The organism is Pseudomonas sp., from assembly GCF_030696055.1.
GTDB lineage: Bacteria > Pseudomonadota > Gammaproteobacteria > Pseudomonadales > Pseudomonadaceae > Aquipseudomonas.
Genome location: NZ_JAUYNP010000158.1, coordinates 1 through 17,903, shown reverse-complemented (window position 1 = coordinate 17,903; position 17,903 = coordinate 1). Strand labels below are relative to the sequence as shown.

Below are 17,903 nucleotides of genomic sequence, written 5' to 3'. Positions count from 1 at the left end.
ATTCTGCCGTTAACCAATTATTCGGCGCCCTTGGCGCAGGAACAGATGCGTTTTGAAGAACTCTAGCCCAACCGCGCAAGCCCCCATCTGGCGTCAGCAATTGCCTTACCGACTCAAGGAAGGGGCGCTGATAGGTCTGGGGGCTCTCTGCCTTTACCTGTGGATGGCCCTGCTGACGTATGACGCGGCCGATCCCGGCTGGACCCATACCAGCAATGTCGAGCAGGTGCAGAATGCCGCCGGGCGCGCCGGTGCCTGGTTCGCCGACATCCTGTTTATGGCCTTGGGCTATTTCGCCTATCTGTTCCCGCTACTGCTGGGGGTCAAGACGCTTCAGGTGTTCCGCGCCCGCCATCAGCCGTGGCAGTGGAGTGGCTGGCTGTTCTCCTGGCGCCTGATCGGTCTGGTGTTTCTGGTGCTATCCGGCGCCACCCTGGCGAATATCCATTTCCATGCCAGTTCCAGCATGCCGGCGTCTGCCGGTGGCGCACTGGGCGAGAGTCTCGGCCAGCTGGCCGTCAATGCGTTGAACGTGCAGGGCAGCACCTTGCTGTTTATCGCCCTGTTTCTCTTCGGTTTGACGGTATTCACCGATCTTTCCTGGTTCAAGGTGATGGACCTGACCGGCAAGATCACCCTGGACCTGTTCGAGCTGATCCAGAGTCTTAGCAATCGCTGGTGGAATGCCCGGGTTGAGCGCAAGCAGCTGGTTGCGCAGCTGCGTGAGGTCGATGAGCGCGTCACCGAGGTGTCCGCACCTATAGTCCTCGACCGCCGCGAGCAGGCCAAAGTCAAAGAACGCCTGATCGAGCGCGAAGAAGCGCTGAGCAAGCATATGAGCGAGCGCGCCAATCGTCCGGCGCCGGTCATCACGCCGCCGGCCGTGCCGAAAGCGCCCGAGCCGAGCAAGCGGGTGCTCAAGGAGAAGCAGGTTACCCTGTTCGAAGACAGCGCCCTGGCCGGCAGCCTGCCGCCTATTTCGATTCTCGATGTGGCGGAAAAGGTCCAGAAGAAGTACTCGCCTGAGTCCCTGGAAGCCATGTCGCGGCTGCTGGAGATCAAACTCAAGGAGTTTGGCGTCGAAGTCATAGTCGAGTCCGTGCACCCGGGCCCGGTAATTACCCGTTTCGAGATTCAGCCGGCGGCCGGGGTGAAGGTCAGCCGTATCTCCAACCTGGCCAAGGATTTGGCGCGCTCGTTGGCGGTGATCAGCGTGCGGGTGGTGGAAGTGATTCCGGGCAAGACCACTGTGGGTATCGAGATTCCCAACGAAGACCGGCAGATAGTGCGCTTCTCCGAGGTGCTGTCGTCCCCCGAGTACGATGAGGCCAAGTCGCCGGTAACCCTGGCCCTGGGCCACGACATCGGCGGCAAGCCGGTGATTACCGACCTGGCGCGCATGCCGCACCTGTTGGTGGCTGGTACCACTGGCTCCGGTAAGTCGGTGGGGGTCAACGCGATGATTCTGTCGATCCTGTTCAAGTCCACGCCGGAAGAGGCGCGCTTGATCATGATCGACCCGAAAATGCTCGAACTGTCGATCTACGAAGGCATTCCGCACCTGCTGTGTCCGGTGGTGACCGATATGAAGGAGGCCGCCAACGCCCTGCGCTGGTCGGTCGCCGAGATGGAGCGGCGCTACAAGCTGATGTCGAAGATGGGCGTGCGCAACCTGGCCGGCTTCAACCGCAAGGTCAAGGATGCCGAGGAAGCCGGCGAGCCGCTGGCCGACCCGCTGTACAAACGCGAAAGCATGCACGATGAGGCGCCGCTGCTGAAAACCCTGCCGACCATAGTGGTGGTGGTCGACGAATTCGCCGACATGATGATGATTGTCGGCAAGAAGGTCGAAGAGCTGATCGCTCGTATCGCCCAGAAGGCCCGGGCCGCGGGGATTCACCTGATTCTGGCGACCCAGCGGCCGTCGGTGGATGTGATCACCGGCCTGATCAAGGCCAACATCCCGACCCGCATGGCCTTCCAGGTATCGAGCAAGATCGACTCGCGCACCATCCTCGATCAGGGCGGCGCCGAACAGCTGCTCGGCCACGGCGACATGCTCTATATGCCGCCGGGCACCGGCCTGCCGATCCGCGTACACGGCGCTTTCGTTTCCGATGAGGAAGTGCACCGCGTGGTCGAGGCCTGGAAGCAACGTGGCAGCCCCGATTACATCGAAGACATCCTGGCCGGCGTCGAAGAGGCCGGCAGCGGTTTCGACGGCAGTAGCGGCGAAGGTGGCGGCGAAGGCAGCGAAGCAGATCCACTCTACGATGAGGCGGTCAATTTCGTGCTGGAAAGCCGCCGTGCGTCTATTTCCGCGGTACAGCGCAAGCTGAAGATCGGCTACAACCGCGCCGCGCGAATGATCGAAGCCATGGAGATGGCCGGCGTGGTGACCTCGATGAACACCAACGGCTCCCGTGAGGTCATAGCACCTAGCCCGATTCGCGATTAACGCTTTAGCCCCATCCATAAGGAGTCCCATGCGCCTGATTCGCATGTTGTTGCTGACAGTTTTGAGTTTTTCCAGCGTCGCCGCGATGGCCGACGATGAAGTGGCGGTGCAGCGCCTGACCGAGTTGCTGAACCAGGCGCAGACCATCACCGCGCGTTTTTCCCAGCTGACCCTGGATGGCAGCGGCACCCAGTTGCAGGAAACCGCCGGGCAACTGTCCCTCAAGCGCCCCGGCTTGTTCAATTGGCACACCGATGAGCCGATGGAGCAGCTCTTGGTCTCCAATGGCGAGAAAGTCTGGCTGTATGACCCCGACCTCGAGCAGGTCACCATCCAGACCCTGGATCAGCGCCTGACCCATACCCCGGCCTTGCTGTTGTCCGGTGATGTATCGAAAATTCGCGAGAACTTCGCCATCACCTACACCGAAGGCGGCAATGTGGTCGACTTCATTCTCAAGCCCAAGTCGAAAGACAGCCTGTTCGACAGCTTGCGCCTGTCGTTTCGCAACAAGGTGCTGAATGACATGCAGCTGATCGACAGCATCGGTCAGCGCACCAATATCCTGTTCCTCAATGTGCAGATGAACGAAAAGCTGGATGACGGGTTGTTCACTTTCGAGATCCCGCCAGGTGCGGACGTGATTCAGGAATAAAGAGCTCAAGAGTAAGAGGCCCTAGCCCCGTCATGGATCTGTTTCGTAAGGCTCCTGTTGCCCAACCCCTGGCTGCCCGTTTACGTGCGGCCAGCTTGGATGAGTACGTCGGCCAGGAGCACTTGCTGGCGCGCGGCAAGCCGCTGCGTGAGGCCCTGGAACAGGGCGCGCTGCATTCGATGATCTTCTGGGGCCCGCCTGGCGTGGGTAAGACCACATTGGCGCGGTTGCTGGCACAGGTGTCCGATGCGCACTTCGAGACGATTTCCGCGGTGCTTTCCGGGGTCAAGGAAATCCGCCAGGCGGTGGAAATAGCCCAACAGCATGCTGCCCAATATGGCCGCCAGACCATTCTGTTCGTCGATGAAGTACACCGTTTCAACAAGTCCCAGCAGGATGCCTTTCTGCCCTACGTGGAAGACGGCACGCTGATCTTTATCGGCGCCACCACGGAAAACCCCTCGTTCGAACTGAACAACGCCTTGCTCTCGCGCGCCCGCGTCTATGTGCTGAAGAGCCTGGACGAGGCGGCGCTGCGCAAGTTGGTCGCGCGCGCCCTGACAGATCCCAAAGGCTTGGGCGAGCGCCAGCTCAGCCTGCCGGAAGAAAGCTTCAAGATCCTGCTGAGCGCCGCCGATGGCGATGGTCGGCGCTTGCTCAACTTTCTCGAGAATGCCGCGGATTTGGCCGAGGACGGCGGCGCCATCAGCACCGAATTGCTGCTGGACCTGCTCGGCGACAGTCGCCGGCGCTTCGACAAGGGCGGCGAGGCCTTTTACGACCAGATTTCCGCGCTGCACAAGTCGGTGCGTGGCTCCAGTCCGGATGGTGCGCTCTATTGGTTCGCGCGCATGCTCGATGGCGGCTGCGACCCGCTCTATATCGCCCGCCGCGTGGTGCGCATGGCCAGCGAGGATATCGGCAATGCCGATCCGCGCGCGCTGACCCTGTGCCTGAATGCCTGGGATGTGCAGGAGCGCCTGGGCAGCCCGGAAGGCGAGTTGGCGGTGGCCCAGGCGATTGTCTATCTCGCCTGCGCGCCGAAGAGCAACGCGGTGTACTACGCCTTTAAGGCGGCCATGCGCGACGCCGCCGAGCACGGTTCCCTGGAAGTGCCGCTGCACCTGCGCAACGCGCCGACCAAGTTGATGAAAGAGCTGGGCTATGGCGATGAATACCGCTACGCCCACGACGAGCCGGATGCCTATGCGGCGGGGGAAGACTACTTTCCCGAGGCCTTAGAGCCGCGCGAGTATTACCAGCCGGTGCCGCGCGGCCTGGAACTGAAGATTCGCGACAAGCTGCAGCACCTGAAAAACCAGGACAGAACCAGCCCGAAACAGCGGAGGAAACCATGATCCGTGTGGCCTTGGCGGTTGCCGGCGGCGGTGCAGTGGGCTGCTTGATGCGCTTTTTCGCCACCAGCTGGGTGGTGGCGCACTGGCCGCGGCATTACTACCTGGCAACCTTCGCGATAAATCTAGTGGGTTGCCTGCTGATTGGCTTGTTGTCGGGGCTGTTTCTGTTACGCACCGATCTGCCCCTGGAGCTGCGCACCGGCTTGACTGTTGGTTTGCTCGGTGGGTTGACCACTTTTTCCTCCTTCAGCCTGGAAATGCTCAACTTGCTGGAGCATGGTCGCGCGGCCGAGGCTATGGCTTATCTGCTATGCAGTGTACTGGGCGGGCTATTGGCCGCCTGGCTGGGCCTGACCCTGGCGCGGTTGTGCCACTGAGTGCGCCGCCGCCAGCTTGTGGATTGGCGCTGCACGGGCCTTAAGCCTTAAACTGCGCGGCATCGCGCGACATGGCTGCGGCCATGCAATCTTTTGTACATGCATTGAGACCTGAACATGCTCGACTCCAAACTGGTACGCAGCCAACTCCACGAAGTGGCTGAGCGTCTCGCTAGCCGTGGTTTTCAGCTGGATGTAGCGCGTTTCGAAGCCCTCGAAGCCCAGCGCAAGAACGTGCAAACCCGTACCGAACAACTGCAGGCCGAGCGCAACAGCCGCTCCAAGGCTATCGGCCAGGCCAAGCAGCGCGGTGAAGACATAGCGCCGCTGCTGGCCGATGTCGATCGCATGGGCAGCGAGCTGGAAGAGGGCAAGCGCGAGCTGGACGCCATTCAGCTCGAACTGGACAGCCTGCTGTTGAACATTCCCAACCTGCCGCACGAGTCCGTGCCGGTGGGCGACGATGAGGAAGGCAACGTCGAAGTACGCCGCTGGGGCACGCCCAAGGCCTTTGACTTCGCCATCCAGGATCACGTCAGCCTCGGTGAGCAGCACGGCTGGCTGGATTTCGAGACCGCCGCCAAGCTGTCCGGCGCCCGTTTCTCCCTGCTGCGTGGGCCTATCGCTCGCCTGCATCGCGCCCTGGCGCAATTTATGCTCAACCTGCACACCAGCGAGCACGGCTACGAAGAGGCCTACACGCCTTATCTGGTGCAGGCGCCGGCATTGCAGGGCACCGGCCAGTTACCGAAGTTCGAGGAAGATCTATTCAAGATCAGCCGTGAAAACGAGGCCGATCTGTACCTGATCCCGACTGCCGAAGTGTCGCTGACCAATATAGTGGCCGGCGAGATACTGGACGCCAAGCAGCTGCCGCTGAAGTTCGTCGCCCATACCCCGTGCTTCCGTAGCGAGGCTGGCGCCTCGGGTCGCGATACCCGCGGGATGATCCGCCAGCACCAGTTCGACAAGGTCGAGATGGTCCAGATAGTCGAGCCGAGCACCTCCTACCAGGCCCTGGAGGAACTGACCGGCAACGCCGAGAAAGTCCTGCAGCTGCTCGAACTGCCATACCGCGTGCTGGCCCTGTGCACCGGCGACATGGGCTTCGGCGCGACCAAGACCTATGACCTGGAAGTCTGGGTGCCGAGCCAGGACAAGTACCGCGAAATTTCCTCCTGCTCCAACTGCGGCGACTTCCAGGCGCGGCGCATGCAGGCGCGCTACCGCAACCCGGAAACCGGCAAACCGGAACTGCTGCATACCCTCAATGGTTCCGGCCTGGCGGTTGGCCGTACCCTGGTGGCGGTGCTGGAAAACTACCAGCAGGCCGACGGCAGCATTCGTGTGCCTGAAGTGCTCAAGCCCTATATGGGCGGCATCGAAGTGATCGGCTAAGAACCAGTCCATGATCTGCCGCGTGTCGGTCAGCCTGCGTTAAAAGTGGCCTGACTCTAGCTCGCGAGATCCTGAACGGGTTCTGGCTTAAAGTTGCAGAATACGGGGCGGCCAAAGCTGCCCCGTTTTGTTTTGTCTGATCGAGAGCGTGCGTCATGGATTTTCTTCCCCTGTTCCACAAACTGCAGGATCGCCTGGTACTGGTGGTCGGTGGCGGCGAAGTGGCGCTGCGCAAGGCGCGCTTGCTGAGCGATGCCGGTGCGAGATTGCGGGTTGTGGCCCCCGGCGTCTGTGATGAACTGAGCGAGATGGCTGTCGCAGGCAGCGGTGAAGTGTTGCTGCGTGACTATCAGCAGGCCGATCTGCAAGGCGTGGCCCTGGTGATTGCTGCCTCCGATGACGAACCGCTAAATGCGCGGATATCCGAGCAGGCCCAGGCTTTGGGTATTCCGGTCAATGTGGTGGATGCGCCGAAGTTGTGTAGCGTGATCTTCCCGGCCATAGTCGACCGCTCCCCCTTGATAGTGGCGGTCACCAGTGGTGGCGACGCGCCGGTGCTGGCGCGGTTGATTCGGGCCAAGATCGAAACCTGGATTCCGGCGACCTACGGTCAGTTGGCCGGTTTGGCCAAGCGCTTTCGCGTCCGGGTCAAAGAGCTGTTTCCCGATGTGCAGCAGCGCCGGGTGTTCTGGGAGGACGTGTTTCAGGGGCCGATCGCCGAAAGTGTATTCGCCGGCAAGCTGCAGGAAGGCGAGCGCCAACTCGAAGCGAAAATCGCCGGCACTGCGCCACGGGCCTTGGGCGAGGTGTATCTGGTCGGCGCCGGCCCGGGCGATCCGGATTTGCTGACCTTCCGTGCCCTGCGTCTGATGCAGCAGGCCGATGTGGTGCTCTACGACCGTTTGGTGGCTCCGGCTATTATCGAACTGTGCCGCCGCGATGCCGAACGTATTTACGTGGGCAAGCAGCGCGCCGAGCACGCACTACCCCAGGAACAGATCAATCAGCGCCTGGTCAGCCTGGCCAAAGAAGGCAAGCGGGTACTGCGCCTGAAAGGCGGCGATCCCTTTATCTTCGGTCGCGGTGGTGAAGAAATCGAAGAGCTGGCGGCCCACGGCATTCCCTTCCAGGTAGTGCCCGGTATCACCGCCGCCAGTGGCTGCGCGGCCTATGCGGGCATTCCCCTTACCCATCGCGACTATGCCCAGTCGGTGCGTTTCGTCACCGGTCATCTCAAGGATGGCAGCTGCGATTTACCCTGGGCCGAACTCGCGGCGCCGAGCCAGACTCTGGTGTTCTATATGGGGCTGGTGGGCTTGCCGCTGATTTGCCAGCAGCTGATCGCTCATGGTCGTGCGGCCGAGACCCCGGCCGCGTTGATCCAGCAAGGCACCACGCAGAAGCAGCGGGTCTTCACCGGCACCCTGGCCGACTTACCGCAACTGGTTGGTGAGCATCAGGTGCATGCGCCGACCCTGGTGATAGTCGGCGAGGTGGTGAAGTTGCGGGAAAAACTGGCCTGGTTCGAAGGCGCTCAGAGGTTGTGAAAATATCGAGCGCCGTCGCGGGCGTTTGGAGGCGGCCGCAGCAGGCGGGATTTTTTTCACAATCTATCAGGCCTGACGCGCCGCCCAGATCTGCTCGGCGCGGCTAAAGGCCGCTTCCCGCGGCTCACCCAGCGCCCGTAACGCCAGGGCCAGGGTGCTGAGCACGGCGAGCTGGCCGTACTCATCGGCCACTTCGCCGCGCCAGAAGGCGGCTAGATGCGCCGGCTCCAGCGACTCGGGTTTGACATGGCGCTGTGGCGACAGCGCCGGCCAGTCCTCATCCCAGTTCTCGCCATTGGCGGTGCCATAGAGGTGGCTGGTGGCGTCCGGGTTGATTTCGATCTCGCCGCCTTCGCCCTTGATCACCAGGGCGCAATCGCCGAGTAATTGGCTGGCCTCGCGGTGCACCGCCTGATAGCCCGGGTGGAAGATGCTCTGCAGACCGCAGCGCGCGCCCAGCGGGTTGAGGATGCGTGCCAGCGAGTGAATGGGCGAGCGCAAGCCGAGGATATTGCGTAGGTCGATCATGCGCTGCAGCTGCGGCATCCAATCACCCAGCGGGATAAAGGCCAACTGCTGCTGGTCCAGCGCCTGGCCAACCTCGATCCAGTTGCGACAGCGGGGAATATGCAGCTGCTCCAGCAGCTGCTCGCTGTACAGGCGTCCGGCCGTATGGGCGCCGCCGCCATGCAGCAAAATGCGTGCGCCGCTGTTGGCCAAGGCTTTGGCCGCCAACAGGAACCAGGGCAGGTGGCGCTTTTTCCCGGCATAGCTGGGCCAATCCAGGTCGACCTGGATCGCCGGTGCCTGCAGGCGCGCGCGCACCGCTTCGGCAAAACCGGCCATTTCCTCGGCGCTTTCTTCCTTGTGCCGCAACAGCATCAGGAAGGCGCCCAGTTGGGTGTCTTCGACTTTGCCATCGAGCAGCATGCCCATGGCTTCGCGGGCTTCCTCGCGGCTCAGGTTGCGCGCGCCGCGCTTGCCTTTACCTATAGCGCGGACGAATTGGGCGAAGGGGTGTTCGGCGGGGGTTACAAGGTTCATAGGCAATTGGTCGGCTTGGGCAGGCCCGCCAGCTTGGCGGCAAGTTTGGCGGGAGTGCCTTTAAATAACTGATTGAGGTGCAGGCTATTGCCCTTGCTCGGACCGAGCTTGAGGGCGGCGTACTTGATCAGCGGGCGATTGGCGGGCGACAACTGGAATTCCTGATAAAACTCGCGCAGCAGGATCAGAATTTCCCAGTGTTCTGGGCTCAGCGATAACTGCTCTTGTTGCGCCAAGGCTTTGGCCACCGGCTCCGACCAATCGGCCAGATCAAGCAGATAGCCGTCCTTGTCCAGGGCGATGCTGCGCCCATCGATCTGCAGGGTGTTCATAGCCAGCTATTGACCTTGTCGAAGCGGCAGCTCAGTTCGACAAAGCCCGCATAGTCGACCACCTGTAGGCGTTGTGGGCCATCTATGGCACGGGCGTTGAGGTCTTCATCCAGGGCGAACAGCTCGATGCTGCTCGGCATCAATTCCAGGGCCTGGCGCTGCGCGCTGCCGGGTTGCAGGGCATAGACCGCATCGCCACACAGCAGCAGGGCGTCACTTGGGCCAAGCAGGCGCAGGCAGCTGCTCAGGCGGCTGTCGCTGAACGGCGAGTGGGAAAGCATATGCAAGGTAGCCATCAGAGGGTTATCACCTGGTCATAGCGAGCAACCAGAGCCGTCAGGGCGACATCATCCAGCGGCTCTACGGCGAGGCTTAGCCTCTGCTCGTGGAGGCCGCGCTCTTGCAGGCTGCGGGTGGAAACATAGAGCGATTCCACACCGAACAGCGGCAGCGCCTGCAGGTTGGCGCCCAGGTCTTTCTGCTGCAGGGCGTCGGGCTGCTGGGCTGGCACCAACTGGAACACCCCGTCGTCGAGAAACAGCATGCCGATGGGCAGGTCGAAGGCGCCACCGGCCAGGGCGATATCCAGCGCCTCACGGGCTTCGGGGCCGGACCAGGGCGCTTGGCGGCTGATAATCAGCAAGGACTTGCTCATTTCAAGGCCCTCCAAAACAGATAAGGCGATCGGCCAGTTGCGCCGCTTCATGCAATTGGCCGAGCCCGGAAAGCTCCCAGGGCGCGTCAAGGTTGGCGGCCGCGCGGCCATAGCGCTGCGCTTCTTGCTCATTCAGCACGCCGCGGCGTAGGGCTGCGGCAATGCACACCACGGCATCCAATTGCTGCTCGCGGACGAAGTCGCGCCATTCGCCGGTTAAATCCAGCTCATCCTGAGGGCTGATCACATTGCTCGAGGCGCTATGCACGCCCTCCTGATAGAAAAACAGCCGGACTATCTGATGCCCGCCCGCTATAGCCGCCTGGGCGAAACGCAGGGCGCGCCGCGAGGAGGGGGCATGGGGGGAGGAGAACAGGGCTATGGCGAATTTCATGGCAAATCCAGCAAGAAAATCTGGCGAAATGATAAAGCCTGAGCAAGCAAGATGCGCGTCACCTGCATAAAAAACCAGTTGCGTGGCCGTGGGCGGTGCGAGCCATCCACTTATCGCTATATAAAGAAAACGCCCCGAACCAGTCGGGGCGCTTACCTGCTATGGCTTGCTTGGTGCGTTCTGCCTCTTGTCGGAGGCTTTTGCACTCAGGGCGGATCAGTTATGCAGGTGTTCCGCCGCATGCAGGGTGTTTTCCAGCAGACCGGCACGGGTCATGGGGCCGACGCCACCGGGAACCGGGGTGATCCAGCCGGCGCGGGGCAGGGCGGTTTCATACACCACGTCGCCGATCAGCTTGCCGTCTGCCTGGCGGTTGATGCCCACGTCTATGACTATGGCGCCTTCTTTAATCCATTCGCCCTTGACCAGGCCCGGTTTGCCCGCTGCCACCACCACTATGTCGGCCTGGCCGACGTGGGTCGGTAGATCCTTGGTGAAGCGGTGGGTCACTGTGACGGTGCAGCCAGCCAGCAGCAGTTCCATGGCCATCGGCCGGCCGACTATATTGGACGCGCCAACTACCACCGCGTGCATGCCGTACAGGTCGACGCCGGTGCTCTGCAGCAAGGTCATGATGCCCTTGGGGGTGCAGGGGCGCAGCAGCGGCATGCGCTGGGCCAGGCGGCCGATATTGTAGGGGTGGAAACCGTCCACATCTTTATCCGGGCGAATGCGCTCCAGCAGCAGCGAGGCATCCAGGTGTTCCGGCAGTGGCAACTGCACCAGAATGCCATCGATGCTGGGGTCATCGTTGAGGCGGTCGATCAGCGCCATCAGTTCGTCCTGACTGGTGCTGGCCGGCAGGTCATAGGCTTGAGACAGAAAACCTACTTCCTCGCAGTCCTTGCGCTTGTGCGAGACATAGACCTGGGAAGCCGGGTCGCTGCCAACCAGAATCACAGCCAGCCCTGGCGCGCGCAGGCCTTGCTGGCGCCTTTCGGCGACACGTTGCGCGATCTGCTGGCGGAGGCGGGCGGCAATCGCTTTGCCGTCGATCAGTTGTGCGGTCATTGCGCTTGGTTAACCATAGAGAAAGGATTGAAAAAGGACGCGTATTCTCGCATGACCATGCAGTGGGGCAAAGGCGCACGCCAGTGTTTTCGCGTAACTCCTTTATATCGCTGAATTTTTTTCACTTTCCCTGTTGACGACCTGTAATCACCTCTATAACATTCGCCCCGCTTGTCGAGCACAGCCAGTCGCTGGGTAAGACGGCAAAGGCGAAAACTGAAAAGATTTCTCCGAAGCCGAAAGCTTTAAGTCTGCGCTTGCAGATGGATAGGCGCCCGTAGCTCAGCTGGATAGAGCATCCGCCTTCTAAGCGGATGGTCGCAGGTTCGAGTCCTGCCGGGCGTGCCATTTGGCAGTCTTGGCACAAGTAAAATGCAATATGGTGGGCGTAGCTCAGTTGGTAGAGCACAGGATTGTGGCTCCTGGTGTCGTGGGTTCGATTCCCATCGTCCACCCCATATTCCAAAGCGCCAGGCTTAACCGCCTGGCGTTTTTGTTTGAAAGCCTTACCACGCGGACGTGGTGGAATTGGTAGACACACTGGATTTAGGTTCCAGCGCCGCAAGGCGTGAGAGTTCGAGTCTCTCCGTCCGCACCATCTTTTAGTTTCCCTCCCGTTTGCCGCCTGCATCTAGGGTGACTTCTGCAAATTGACCCTCTAGAATGCATGCCCTTGATTCGGGGCCGGTAAACGGCCGGCTTATGTCTGTGCAACGAGGAATATCCATGCAAGTTTCTGTTGAAAACACTTCTGCTCTTGAGCGCCGCATGACCGTTGGCGTTCCCGTTGAGCGCATCGAGACTGAAGTCAACAAGCGTCTGCAGCAGACTGCCCGTCGCGCCAAGGTTCCTGGCTTCCGTCCCGGCAAAGTGCCGATGAGCGTGATCCGTCAGCGTTATGAAGACGCTGCGCGTCAGGAAGCCCTGGGCGATCTGATTCAATCCACTTTCTACGAAGCCGTCGTTGAGCAGAAGCTCAACCCAGCTGGCGCTCCGGCCGTTGAGCCAAAGTCCTTCGAGAAAGGCAAGGATCTGGAATACGTTGCGACCTTCGAAGTCTTCCCGGAATTCCAGGTTGCAGGCTTTGACTCCATCGCCATCGAGCGTCTGCAAGCCGATGTGGCCGATGCCGATGTCGACAACATGCTGGAAATCCTGCGCAAGCAGAACACCCGTTTCGAAGCCGTTGAGCGTGCCGCCGAAAATGGCGACCAGCTGAATATCGATTTCGTCGGCAAGGTCGATGGCGAAGTCTTCGCTGGCGGTTCCGCCAAGGGCACTCAGCTGGTGCTCGGTTCCGGCCGCATGATTCCTGGCTTTGAGGATGCGCTGGTGGGTGTGAAGGCTGGTGAAGAGCGCGTTATTACCCCAACTTTCCCGGCTGATTACCAGAACCTGGACCTGGCTGGCAAAACTGCCGAGTTCAGCGTCACCGTCAACAGCATCTCTGCGCCTCAGCTGCCTGAGCTGAATGACGACTTCTTCGCCCTGTTCGGGGTTAAAGAAGGCGGCATGGAAGGCTTCCGCGCCGAAGTTCGCAAGAATATGGAGCGCGAGCTGCGCCAAGCCATCAAATCCAAGGTGAAGAACCAGGTGATGGATGGTCTGCTGGCTGCTAACCCGATCGAAGTGCCGAAGGCGCTGATCAGCAACGAAGTGAATCGTCTGCGCGTACAGGCCGTTCAGCAGTTTGGTGGCAACCTCAAGCCTGAGCAGCTGCCGGCTGAGTTGTTCGAAGAGCAAGCCAAGCGCCGCGTGGTGTTGGGTCTGGTAGTGGCAGAAGTGGTCAAGCAGTCCGAACTCAAGCCGGACGAAGCACGCATCCGCACTATGATCGAGGAAATGGCCTCGGCCTACCAAGAGCCTGAGCAGGTTGTGGCCTGGTACTACAAAAACGAACAGCAGATGAACGAAGTGCGTTCGGTTGTGCTGGAAGAGCAAGTTGTAGATACTGTTTTGCAGAAGGCCAATGTGACCGATAAAGCGGTCTCTTACGAAGAAGCTGTCAAGCCGGTAGAAGCACCTCAAGCCGCCTGATTTCTTTACCTCGTTCGAACACGCCATAAGCCAGCCTCAGTGCTGGCTTATGCGTATTTGTGACATGACTATTTAGGGAGCGAGTGCAAGCATGTCCCGCAATCCTTTTATGCAACAGATGCCTGATATCCAAGCCGCTGGCGGTTTGGTTCCTATGGTGATTGAGCAGTCGGCTCGCGGTGAGCGCGCCTACGACATCTATTCACGCCTGCTCAAGGAGCGCGTGATCTTCCTGATTGGCCCCGTCGAAGACTATATGGCCAACCTGGTGGCGGCTCAGCTGCTGTTTCTCGAGGCCGAAAACCCGGACAAAGACATCCACCTGTATATCAACTCGCCAGGTGGTTCGGTGACCGCCGGTATGTCGATCTACGACACCATGCAGTTTATCCGTCCTGATGTGTCGACCATCTGTATCGGTCAAGCCTGCAGCATGGGCGCCTTGCTGTTGACTGCAGGTGCAGCGGGTAAGCGTTTCTGCCTGCCGCACTCGCGCATGATGATTCACCAGCCGCTGGGTGGCTTCCAGGGCCAGGCTTCGGATATCGAGATTCACGCCCGTGAAATCCTCACCATCCGCGAGCGCCTGAACAAGGTGCTGGCTGACCACACTGGCCAGCCCATCGACGTGATTGCCCGTGACACTGATCGCGATAACTTTATGAGCGGTGAGACGGCAGTCGCCTATGGTCTTATCGATAAGGTTCTCGATAAGCGTCAGGCCTCCAACTAATCGACGCTGATCGCGCGGCTGACAGCTAGTCAGCCGCTCTGCGGGCTTGAAAATGCCTGCGATTGCCTTCATCTTGTGTTTTAAGCCTACCGTATTGGATTGATCGAATGACTGACACCCGCAATGGCGAGGACAACGGCAAGCTGCTTTATTGCTCCTTCTGCGGCAAAAGCCAGCATGAAGTGCGCAAATTGATTGCCGGCCCCTCGGTCTTTATCTGCGACGAGTGCGTCGACCTGTGTAACGACATCATCCGCGAGGAGGTGCAGGAAGCCCAGGCCGAGAGCAGTGCGCACAAGCTGCCTGCGCCCAAGGAAATCAGCACCATCCTCGATCAGTATGTGATCGGTCAGGAGCGTGCGAAGAAGGTTCTGGCGGTAGCGGTCTACAACCACTACAAACGCCTCAACCAGCGCGACAAGAAAGATGATGTCGAGCTGGGTAAAAGCAACATTCTGCTGATTGGTCCGACTGGCTCGGGTAAGACCCTGCTCGCCGAAACCTTGGCGCGCTTGCTCAATGTGCCATTCACCATCGCCGACGCCACCACCCTGACCGAAGCCGGTTATGTCGGTGAGGACGTCGAGAACATCATTCAGAAGCTGTTGCAGAAGTGCGATTACGATGTGGAGAAAGCCCAGATGGGCATCGTCTATATCGATGAAATCGACAAGATCTCGCGCAAATCCGACAACCCATCGATCACCCGCGACGTGTCGGGCGAGGGCGTGCAGCAAGCGTTGCTCAAGTTGATCGAAGGGACTGTCGCATCCGTGCCGCCGCAAGGTGGGCGTAAGCATCCTCAGCAGGAATTTCTGCAGGTCGATACGCGCAATATCCTGTTTATCTGCGGCGGTGCTTTCTCTGGGTTGGAGAAGGTCATTCAGGGTCGTTCGACCAAGGGTGGCATTGGTTTCAACGCCGAGGTGCGCAGCAAGGATCTGGGCAAGAAAATCGGTGAGTCGCTGCGTGCCGTTGAGCCGGACGATCTGGTCAAGTTTGGCTTGATCCCTGAGTTCGTTGGCCGCCTGCCGGTTATCGCGACCTTGGATGAGTTGGATGAAGCCGCGCTGGTGCAGATTCTGACTGAACCGAAGAACGCGTTGACCAAGCAGTACGGCAAGTTGTTCGAGATGGAGGGGGTTGAGCTGGAGTTCCGTCCCGATGCCCTCAAATCCGTGGCGCACAAGGCGCTGGAGCGCAAGACCGGCGCCCGTGGTCTGCGCTCGATTCTCGAAGGTATCCTGCTCGATACCATGTACGAGATTCCCTCGCAGTCGGATGTCAGCAAGGTGGTCATCGACGAGAGCGTGATTGAAGGTACCTCGAAGCCGCTGCTGATTTACGAGAACCACGATCTGCCCGCCAAGGCTGCGCCTGACGCGTAACAAGCTTGTACCAAGTTGAAAGCAAGGGGCCTGAGGGCCCCTTTGCTTTTGCTGCGCTAGCGCTTGTTTTTTATTTGGGCTGCCCCCATCTTAGGGTTAAGGGTCATCCCATCTGTTTACGGCCTTATGGCCGCCGTAGAGCCGAATATCATGAAGACAACCGTCGAATTGCCTCTCCTGCCGTTGCGCGATGTTGTGGTCTATCCGCACATGGTCATCCCGCTGTTCGTTGGGCGTGAAAAGTCCATCGAGGCCCTCGAGGCTGCGATGACCGGTGAGAAGCAGATTTTGCTGCTCGCGCAGAAGAACCCGGCCGATGATGACCCGGATGAAGCCGGCCTCTACCGCGTCGGCACAGTGGCGACCGTGCTGCAGTTGCTGAAGCTGCCCGATGGCACGGTCAAGGTGCTGGTCGAGGGTGAGCAGCGTGGTGAGATCGAGCGCTTTATCGAAGTTGACGGGCATTGCCGGGCTGAGGTGCAGCTGATTGACGAGGTCGCGGCGGCCGAGCGGGAGTCCGAGGTGTTTACCCGCAGTCTGCTCAGCCAATTCGAACAATATGTGCAGCTGGGCAAGAAAGTGCCCGCTGAAGTGCTGGCCTCGCTCAATGGCATCGATGAGCCGGGCCGCTTGGTCGACACCATGGCTGCCCATATGGTGCTGAAGATCGAGCAGAAACAGGAAATTCTGGAAATTACCGACCTGTCGGCACGGGTCGAGCATGTGTTGGCCTTGCTGGACGCGGAGATTGATCTGCTGCAGGTCGAGAAGCGCATCCGGGGCCGGGTCAAGAAGCAAATGGAGCGCAGTCAGCGCGAGTACTACCTGAATGAGCAGATGAAGGCCATTCAGAAAGAGCTCGGCGACAGTGAAGAAGGGCATAACGAGCTCGATGAGCTGAAAAAGCGTATCGAGAATGCCGGCCTGACTACCGAAGCCCATACCAAGGCCACTGCCGAGCTGAACAAGCTCAAGCAGATGTCGCCGATGTCGGCGGAAGCCACAGTGGTGCGCTCCTATATCGATTGGTTGGTCAATGTGCCGTGGAAGGCACAAAGCAAGGTGCGTCTCGATCTGGTGCGCGCCGAAGCCATCCTCGATGCGGATCACTATGGTCTGGATGAGGTCAAGGAACGCATCCTCGAGTACCTCGCGGTGCAAAAACGGGTGAAGAAGATCAAGGGCCCGGTACTCTGTCTGGTGGGGCCACCCGGCGTGGGTAAGACCTCGCTGGCTGAATCCATTGCCAGTGCGACCAACCGCAAGTTCGTGCGCATGGCCTTGGGCGGCGTACGTGACGAGGCGGAGATCCGTGGTCACCGCCGCACCTACATCGGCTCTATGCCGGGTCGTCTGATTCAGAAGATGACCAAGGTGGGGGTGCGTAACCCGCTGTTCCTGCTCGACGAGATCGACAAGATGGGCCAGGACATGCGCGGCGATCCCGCCTCGGCCTTGCTCGAAGTGCTCGATCCGGAGCAGAACCACAACTTCAACGATCACTATCTGGAAGTCGATTACGACCTTTCGGACGTGATGTTCCTCTGCACCGCCAACTCCATGAACATTCCGGCCGCGTTGCTGGACCGCATGGAGGTAATCCGTCTGCCAGGCTATACCGAAGACGAAAAGATCAACATCGCGATCAAATACTTGGCGCCTAAGCAGATTCAGGCCAATGGCCTGAAAAAGACCGAACTGACATTCGAGCAGGACGCGATTCGCGACATCATTCGCTACTACACCCGCGAAGCCGGTGTGCGGGGTCTCGAGCGACAGATTGCCAAGGTGTGCCGCAAGGTCGTCAAGGAGCATGCCACCGAGAAGCGCTTCCAGGTCATTGCGACTGCGGATTCGCTGGAGCACTTCCTGGGGGTGCGCAAGCATCGCTATGGTCTGGCCGAGCAGCAGGATCAGATCGGTCAGGTCACAGGTTTGGCCTGGACCCAGGTGGGCGGCGAGTTGCTGACCATCGAAGCGGCAGTGGTGCCGGGCAAGGGGCAGTTGATCAAGACCGGCTCGCTCGGTGATGTCATGGTGGAATCGATCACTGCGGCGCAGACTGTGGTGCGTAGCCGGGCCAAGAGCCTGGGCGTGCCTGTGGACTTCTATGAGAAGCGCGACATTCACATCCATATGCCCGAGGGGGCAACGCCTAAGGACGGTCCCAGCGCAGGCGTAGGCATGTGCACGGCGCTGGTCTCGGCGCTGACCCAGATCCCTGTGCGTGCAGATGTGGCCATGACCGGTGAAATCACCTTGCGTGGCCAAGTATTGGCCATCGGTGGTTTAAAAGAGAAACTGCTGGCCGCGCACCGTGGTGGAATCAAAACCGTGATCATTCCTGAAGAGAATGTGCGCGATTTGAAAGAAATTCCGGAGAATATTAAGCGAGACTTGCAGATTAAACCGGTTAAATGGATTGACGAGGTCCTGCAAATTGCGCTGCAATACGC

General features: G+C 60.1%; 16 protein-coding genes and 3 tRNA genes. 13 read left to right on the top strand and 6 right to left on the bottom strand.

All coding sequences use genetic code 11. The annotated features are described in order from the left end of the window. Positions 1–52 precede the first annotated feature (52 nt). From ftsK to cysG, 6 genes are all read left to right on the top strand, one after another. Positions 53–2,458, top strand: a complete 2,406-nt coding sequence (gene ftsK, locus Q8Q83_RS09490) for a DNA translocase FtsK (RefSeq protein ID WP_305623169.1) — start codon at positions 53–55, stop codon at positions 2,456–2,458. Between the two features lie 28 nt (positions 2,459–2,486). Continuing rightward, positions 2,487–3,113 (top strand): outer membrane lipoprotein chaperone LolA, encoded by a 627-nt coding sequence (gene lolA, locus Q8Q83_RS09485; RefSeq protein WP_305623167.1) that lies wholly within the window; start codon positions 2,487–2,489, stop codon positions 3,111–3,113. A 32-nt stretch (positions 3,114–3,145) separates the two neighbouring features. Next, positions 3,146–4,471 (top strand): replication-associated recombination protein A, encoded by a 1,326-nt coding sequence (locus Q8Q83_RS09480; protein WP_305623165.1) that lies wholly within the window; start codon positions 3,146–3,148, stop codon positions 4,469–4,471. Beyond that, positions 4,468–4,848, top strand: coding sequence for a fluoride efflux transporter CrcB (gene crcB, locus Q8Q83_RS09475; protein WP_305623164.1), 381 nt, complete (start codon positions 4,468–4,470; stop codon positions 4,846–4,848). The genes Q8Q83_RS09480 and crcB overlap by 4 nt, the downstream gene beginning before the upstream one ends. Positions 4,849–4,965: 117 nt before the next feature. Continuing rightward, positions 4,966–6,246: a serine--tRNA ligase gene (gene serS / locus Q8Q83_RS09470; protein WP_305623162.1), complete on the top strand. Its 1,281-nt coding sequence runs from the start codon at positions 4,966–4,968 to the stop codon at positions 6,244–6,246. Between the two features lie 155 nt (positions 6,247–6,401). Then, positions 6,402–7,793 (top strand): siroheme synthase CysG, encoded by a 1,392-nt coding sequence (gene cysG, locus Q8Q83_RS09465; protein WP_305623160.1) that lies wholly within the window; start codon positions 6,402–6,404, stop codon positions 7,791–7,793. A gap of 66 nt (positions 7,794–7,859) precedes the next feature. On the opposite strand, the gene Q8Q83_RS09460 is transcribed toward cysG, so the two are convergent. The 6 genes from Q8Q83_RS09460 to folD form a co-directional block, all read right to left on the bottom strand. Then, positions 7,860–8,837, bottom strand: coding sequence for a glycosyl transferase family protein (locus Q8Q83_RS09460; RefSeq protein ID WP_305623157.1), 978 nt, complete (start codon positions 8,835–8,837; stop codon positions 7,860–7,862). Then, the gene (locus tag Q8Q83_RS09455; RefSeq protein ID WP_305623155.1) at positions 8,834–9,169 is read right to left on the bottom strand and encodes a TusE/DsrC/DsvC family sulfur relay protein; all 336 of its coding nucleotides are present in this window, start codon (positions 9,167–9,169) and stop codon (positions 8,834–8,836) included. The genes Q8Q83_RS09460 and Q8Q83_RS09455 overlap by 4 nt, the downstream gene beginning before the upstream one ends. After that, positions 9,166–9,465 (bottom strand): sulfurtransferase complex subunit TusB, encoded by a 300-nt coding sequence (gene tusB, locus Q8Q83_RS09450; RefSeq protein WP_305623154.1) that lies wholly within the window; start codon positions 9,463–9,465, stop codon positions 9,166–9,168. The genes Q8Q83_RS09455 and tusB overlap by 4 nt, the downstream gene beginning before the upstream one ends. Beyond that, positions 9,465–9,824 (bottom strand): sulfurtransferase complex subunit TusC, encoded by a 360-nt coding sequence (gene tusC, locus Q8Q83_RS09445; protein WP_305623152.1) that lies wholly within the window; start codon positions 9,822–9,824, stop codon positions 9,465–9,467. The genes tusB and tusC overlap by 1 nt, the downstream gene beginning before the upstream one ends. Position 9,825: 1 nt before the next feature. Beyond that, complete coding sequence (tusD, locus tag Q8Q83_RS09440) at positions 9,826–10,218, bottom strand: sulfurtransferase complex subunit TusD (RefSeq protein ID WP_305623151.1); 393 nt, start codon at positions 10,216–10,218, stop codon at positions 9,826–9,828. A 216-nt stretch (positions 10,219–10,434) separates the two neighbouring features. Further along, complete coding sequence (gene folD / locus Q8Q83_RS09435) at positions 10,435–11,289, bottom strand: bifunctional methylenetetrahydrofolate dehydrogenase/methenyltetrahydrofolate cyclohydrolase FolD (protein ID WP_305623149.1); 855 nt, start codon at positions 11,287–11,289, stop codon at positions 10,435–10,437. Between the two features lie 271 nt (positions 11,290–11,560). On the opposite strand from folD, the gene Q8Q83_RS09430 reads away from it, so the two are divergent. From Q8Q83_RS09430 to lon, 7 genes are all read left to right on the top strand, one after another. Next, a tRNA-Arg gene (locus Q8Q83_RS09430) sits at positions 11,561–11,637 on the top strand. A gap of 34 nt (positions 11,638–11,671) precedes the next feature. Next, positions 11,672–11,747 (top strand) — tRNA-His (locus Q8Q83_RS09425). 55 nt (positions 11,748–11,802) lie between these two features. After that, positions 11,803–11,887, top strand: a tRNA-Leu gene (locus tag Q8Q83_RS09420). Between the two features lie 128 nt (positions 11,888–12,015). After that, positions 12,016–13,326, top strand: coding sequence for a trigger factor (tig, locus tag Q8Q83_RS09415; protein ID WP_305623198.1), 1,311 nt, complete (start codon positions 12,016–12,018; stop codon positions 13,324–13,326). Between the two features lie 91 nt (positions 13,327–13,417). After that, complete coding sequence (gene clpP / locus Q8Q83_RS09410) at positions 13,418–14,059, top strand: ATP-dependent Clp endopeptidase proteolytic subunit ClpP (RefSeq protein WP_305623148.1); 642 nt, start codon at positions 13,418–13,420, stop codon at positions 14,057–14,059. A 107-nt stretch (positions 14,060–14,166) separates the two neighbouring features. Further along, positions 14,167–15,447 (top strand): ATP-dependent Clp protease ATP-binding subunit ClpX, encoded by a 1,281-nt coding sequence (gene clpX / locus Q8Q83_RS09405; RefSeq protein ID WP_305623146.1) that lies wholly within the window; start codon positions 14,167–14,169, stop codon positions 15,445–15,447. 150 nt (positions 15,448–15,597) lie between these two features. Then, positions 15,598–17,903 (top strand): endopeptidase La (gene lon / locus Q8Q83_RS09400; RefSeq protein ID WP_305623145.1); only part of this gene is annotated, 2,306 nt, incomplete at its 3' end.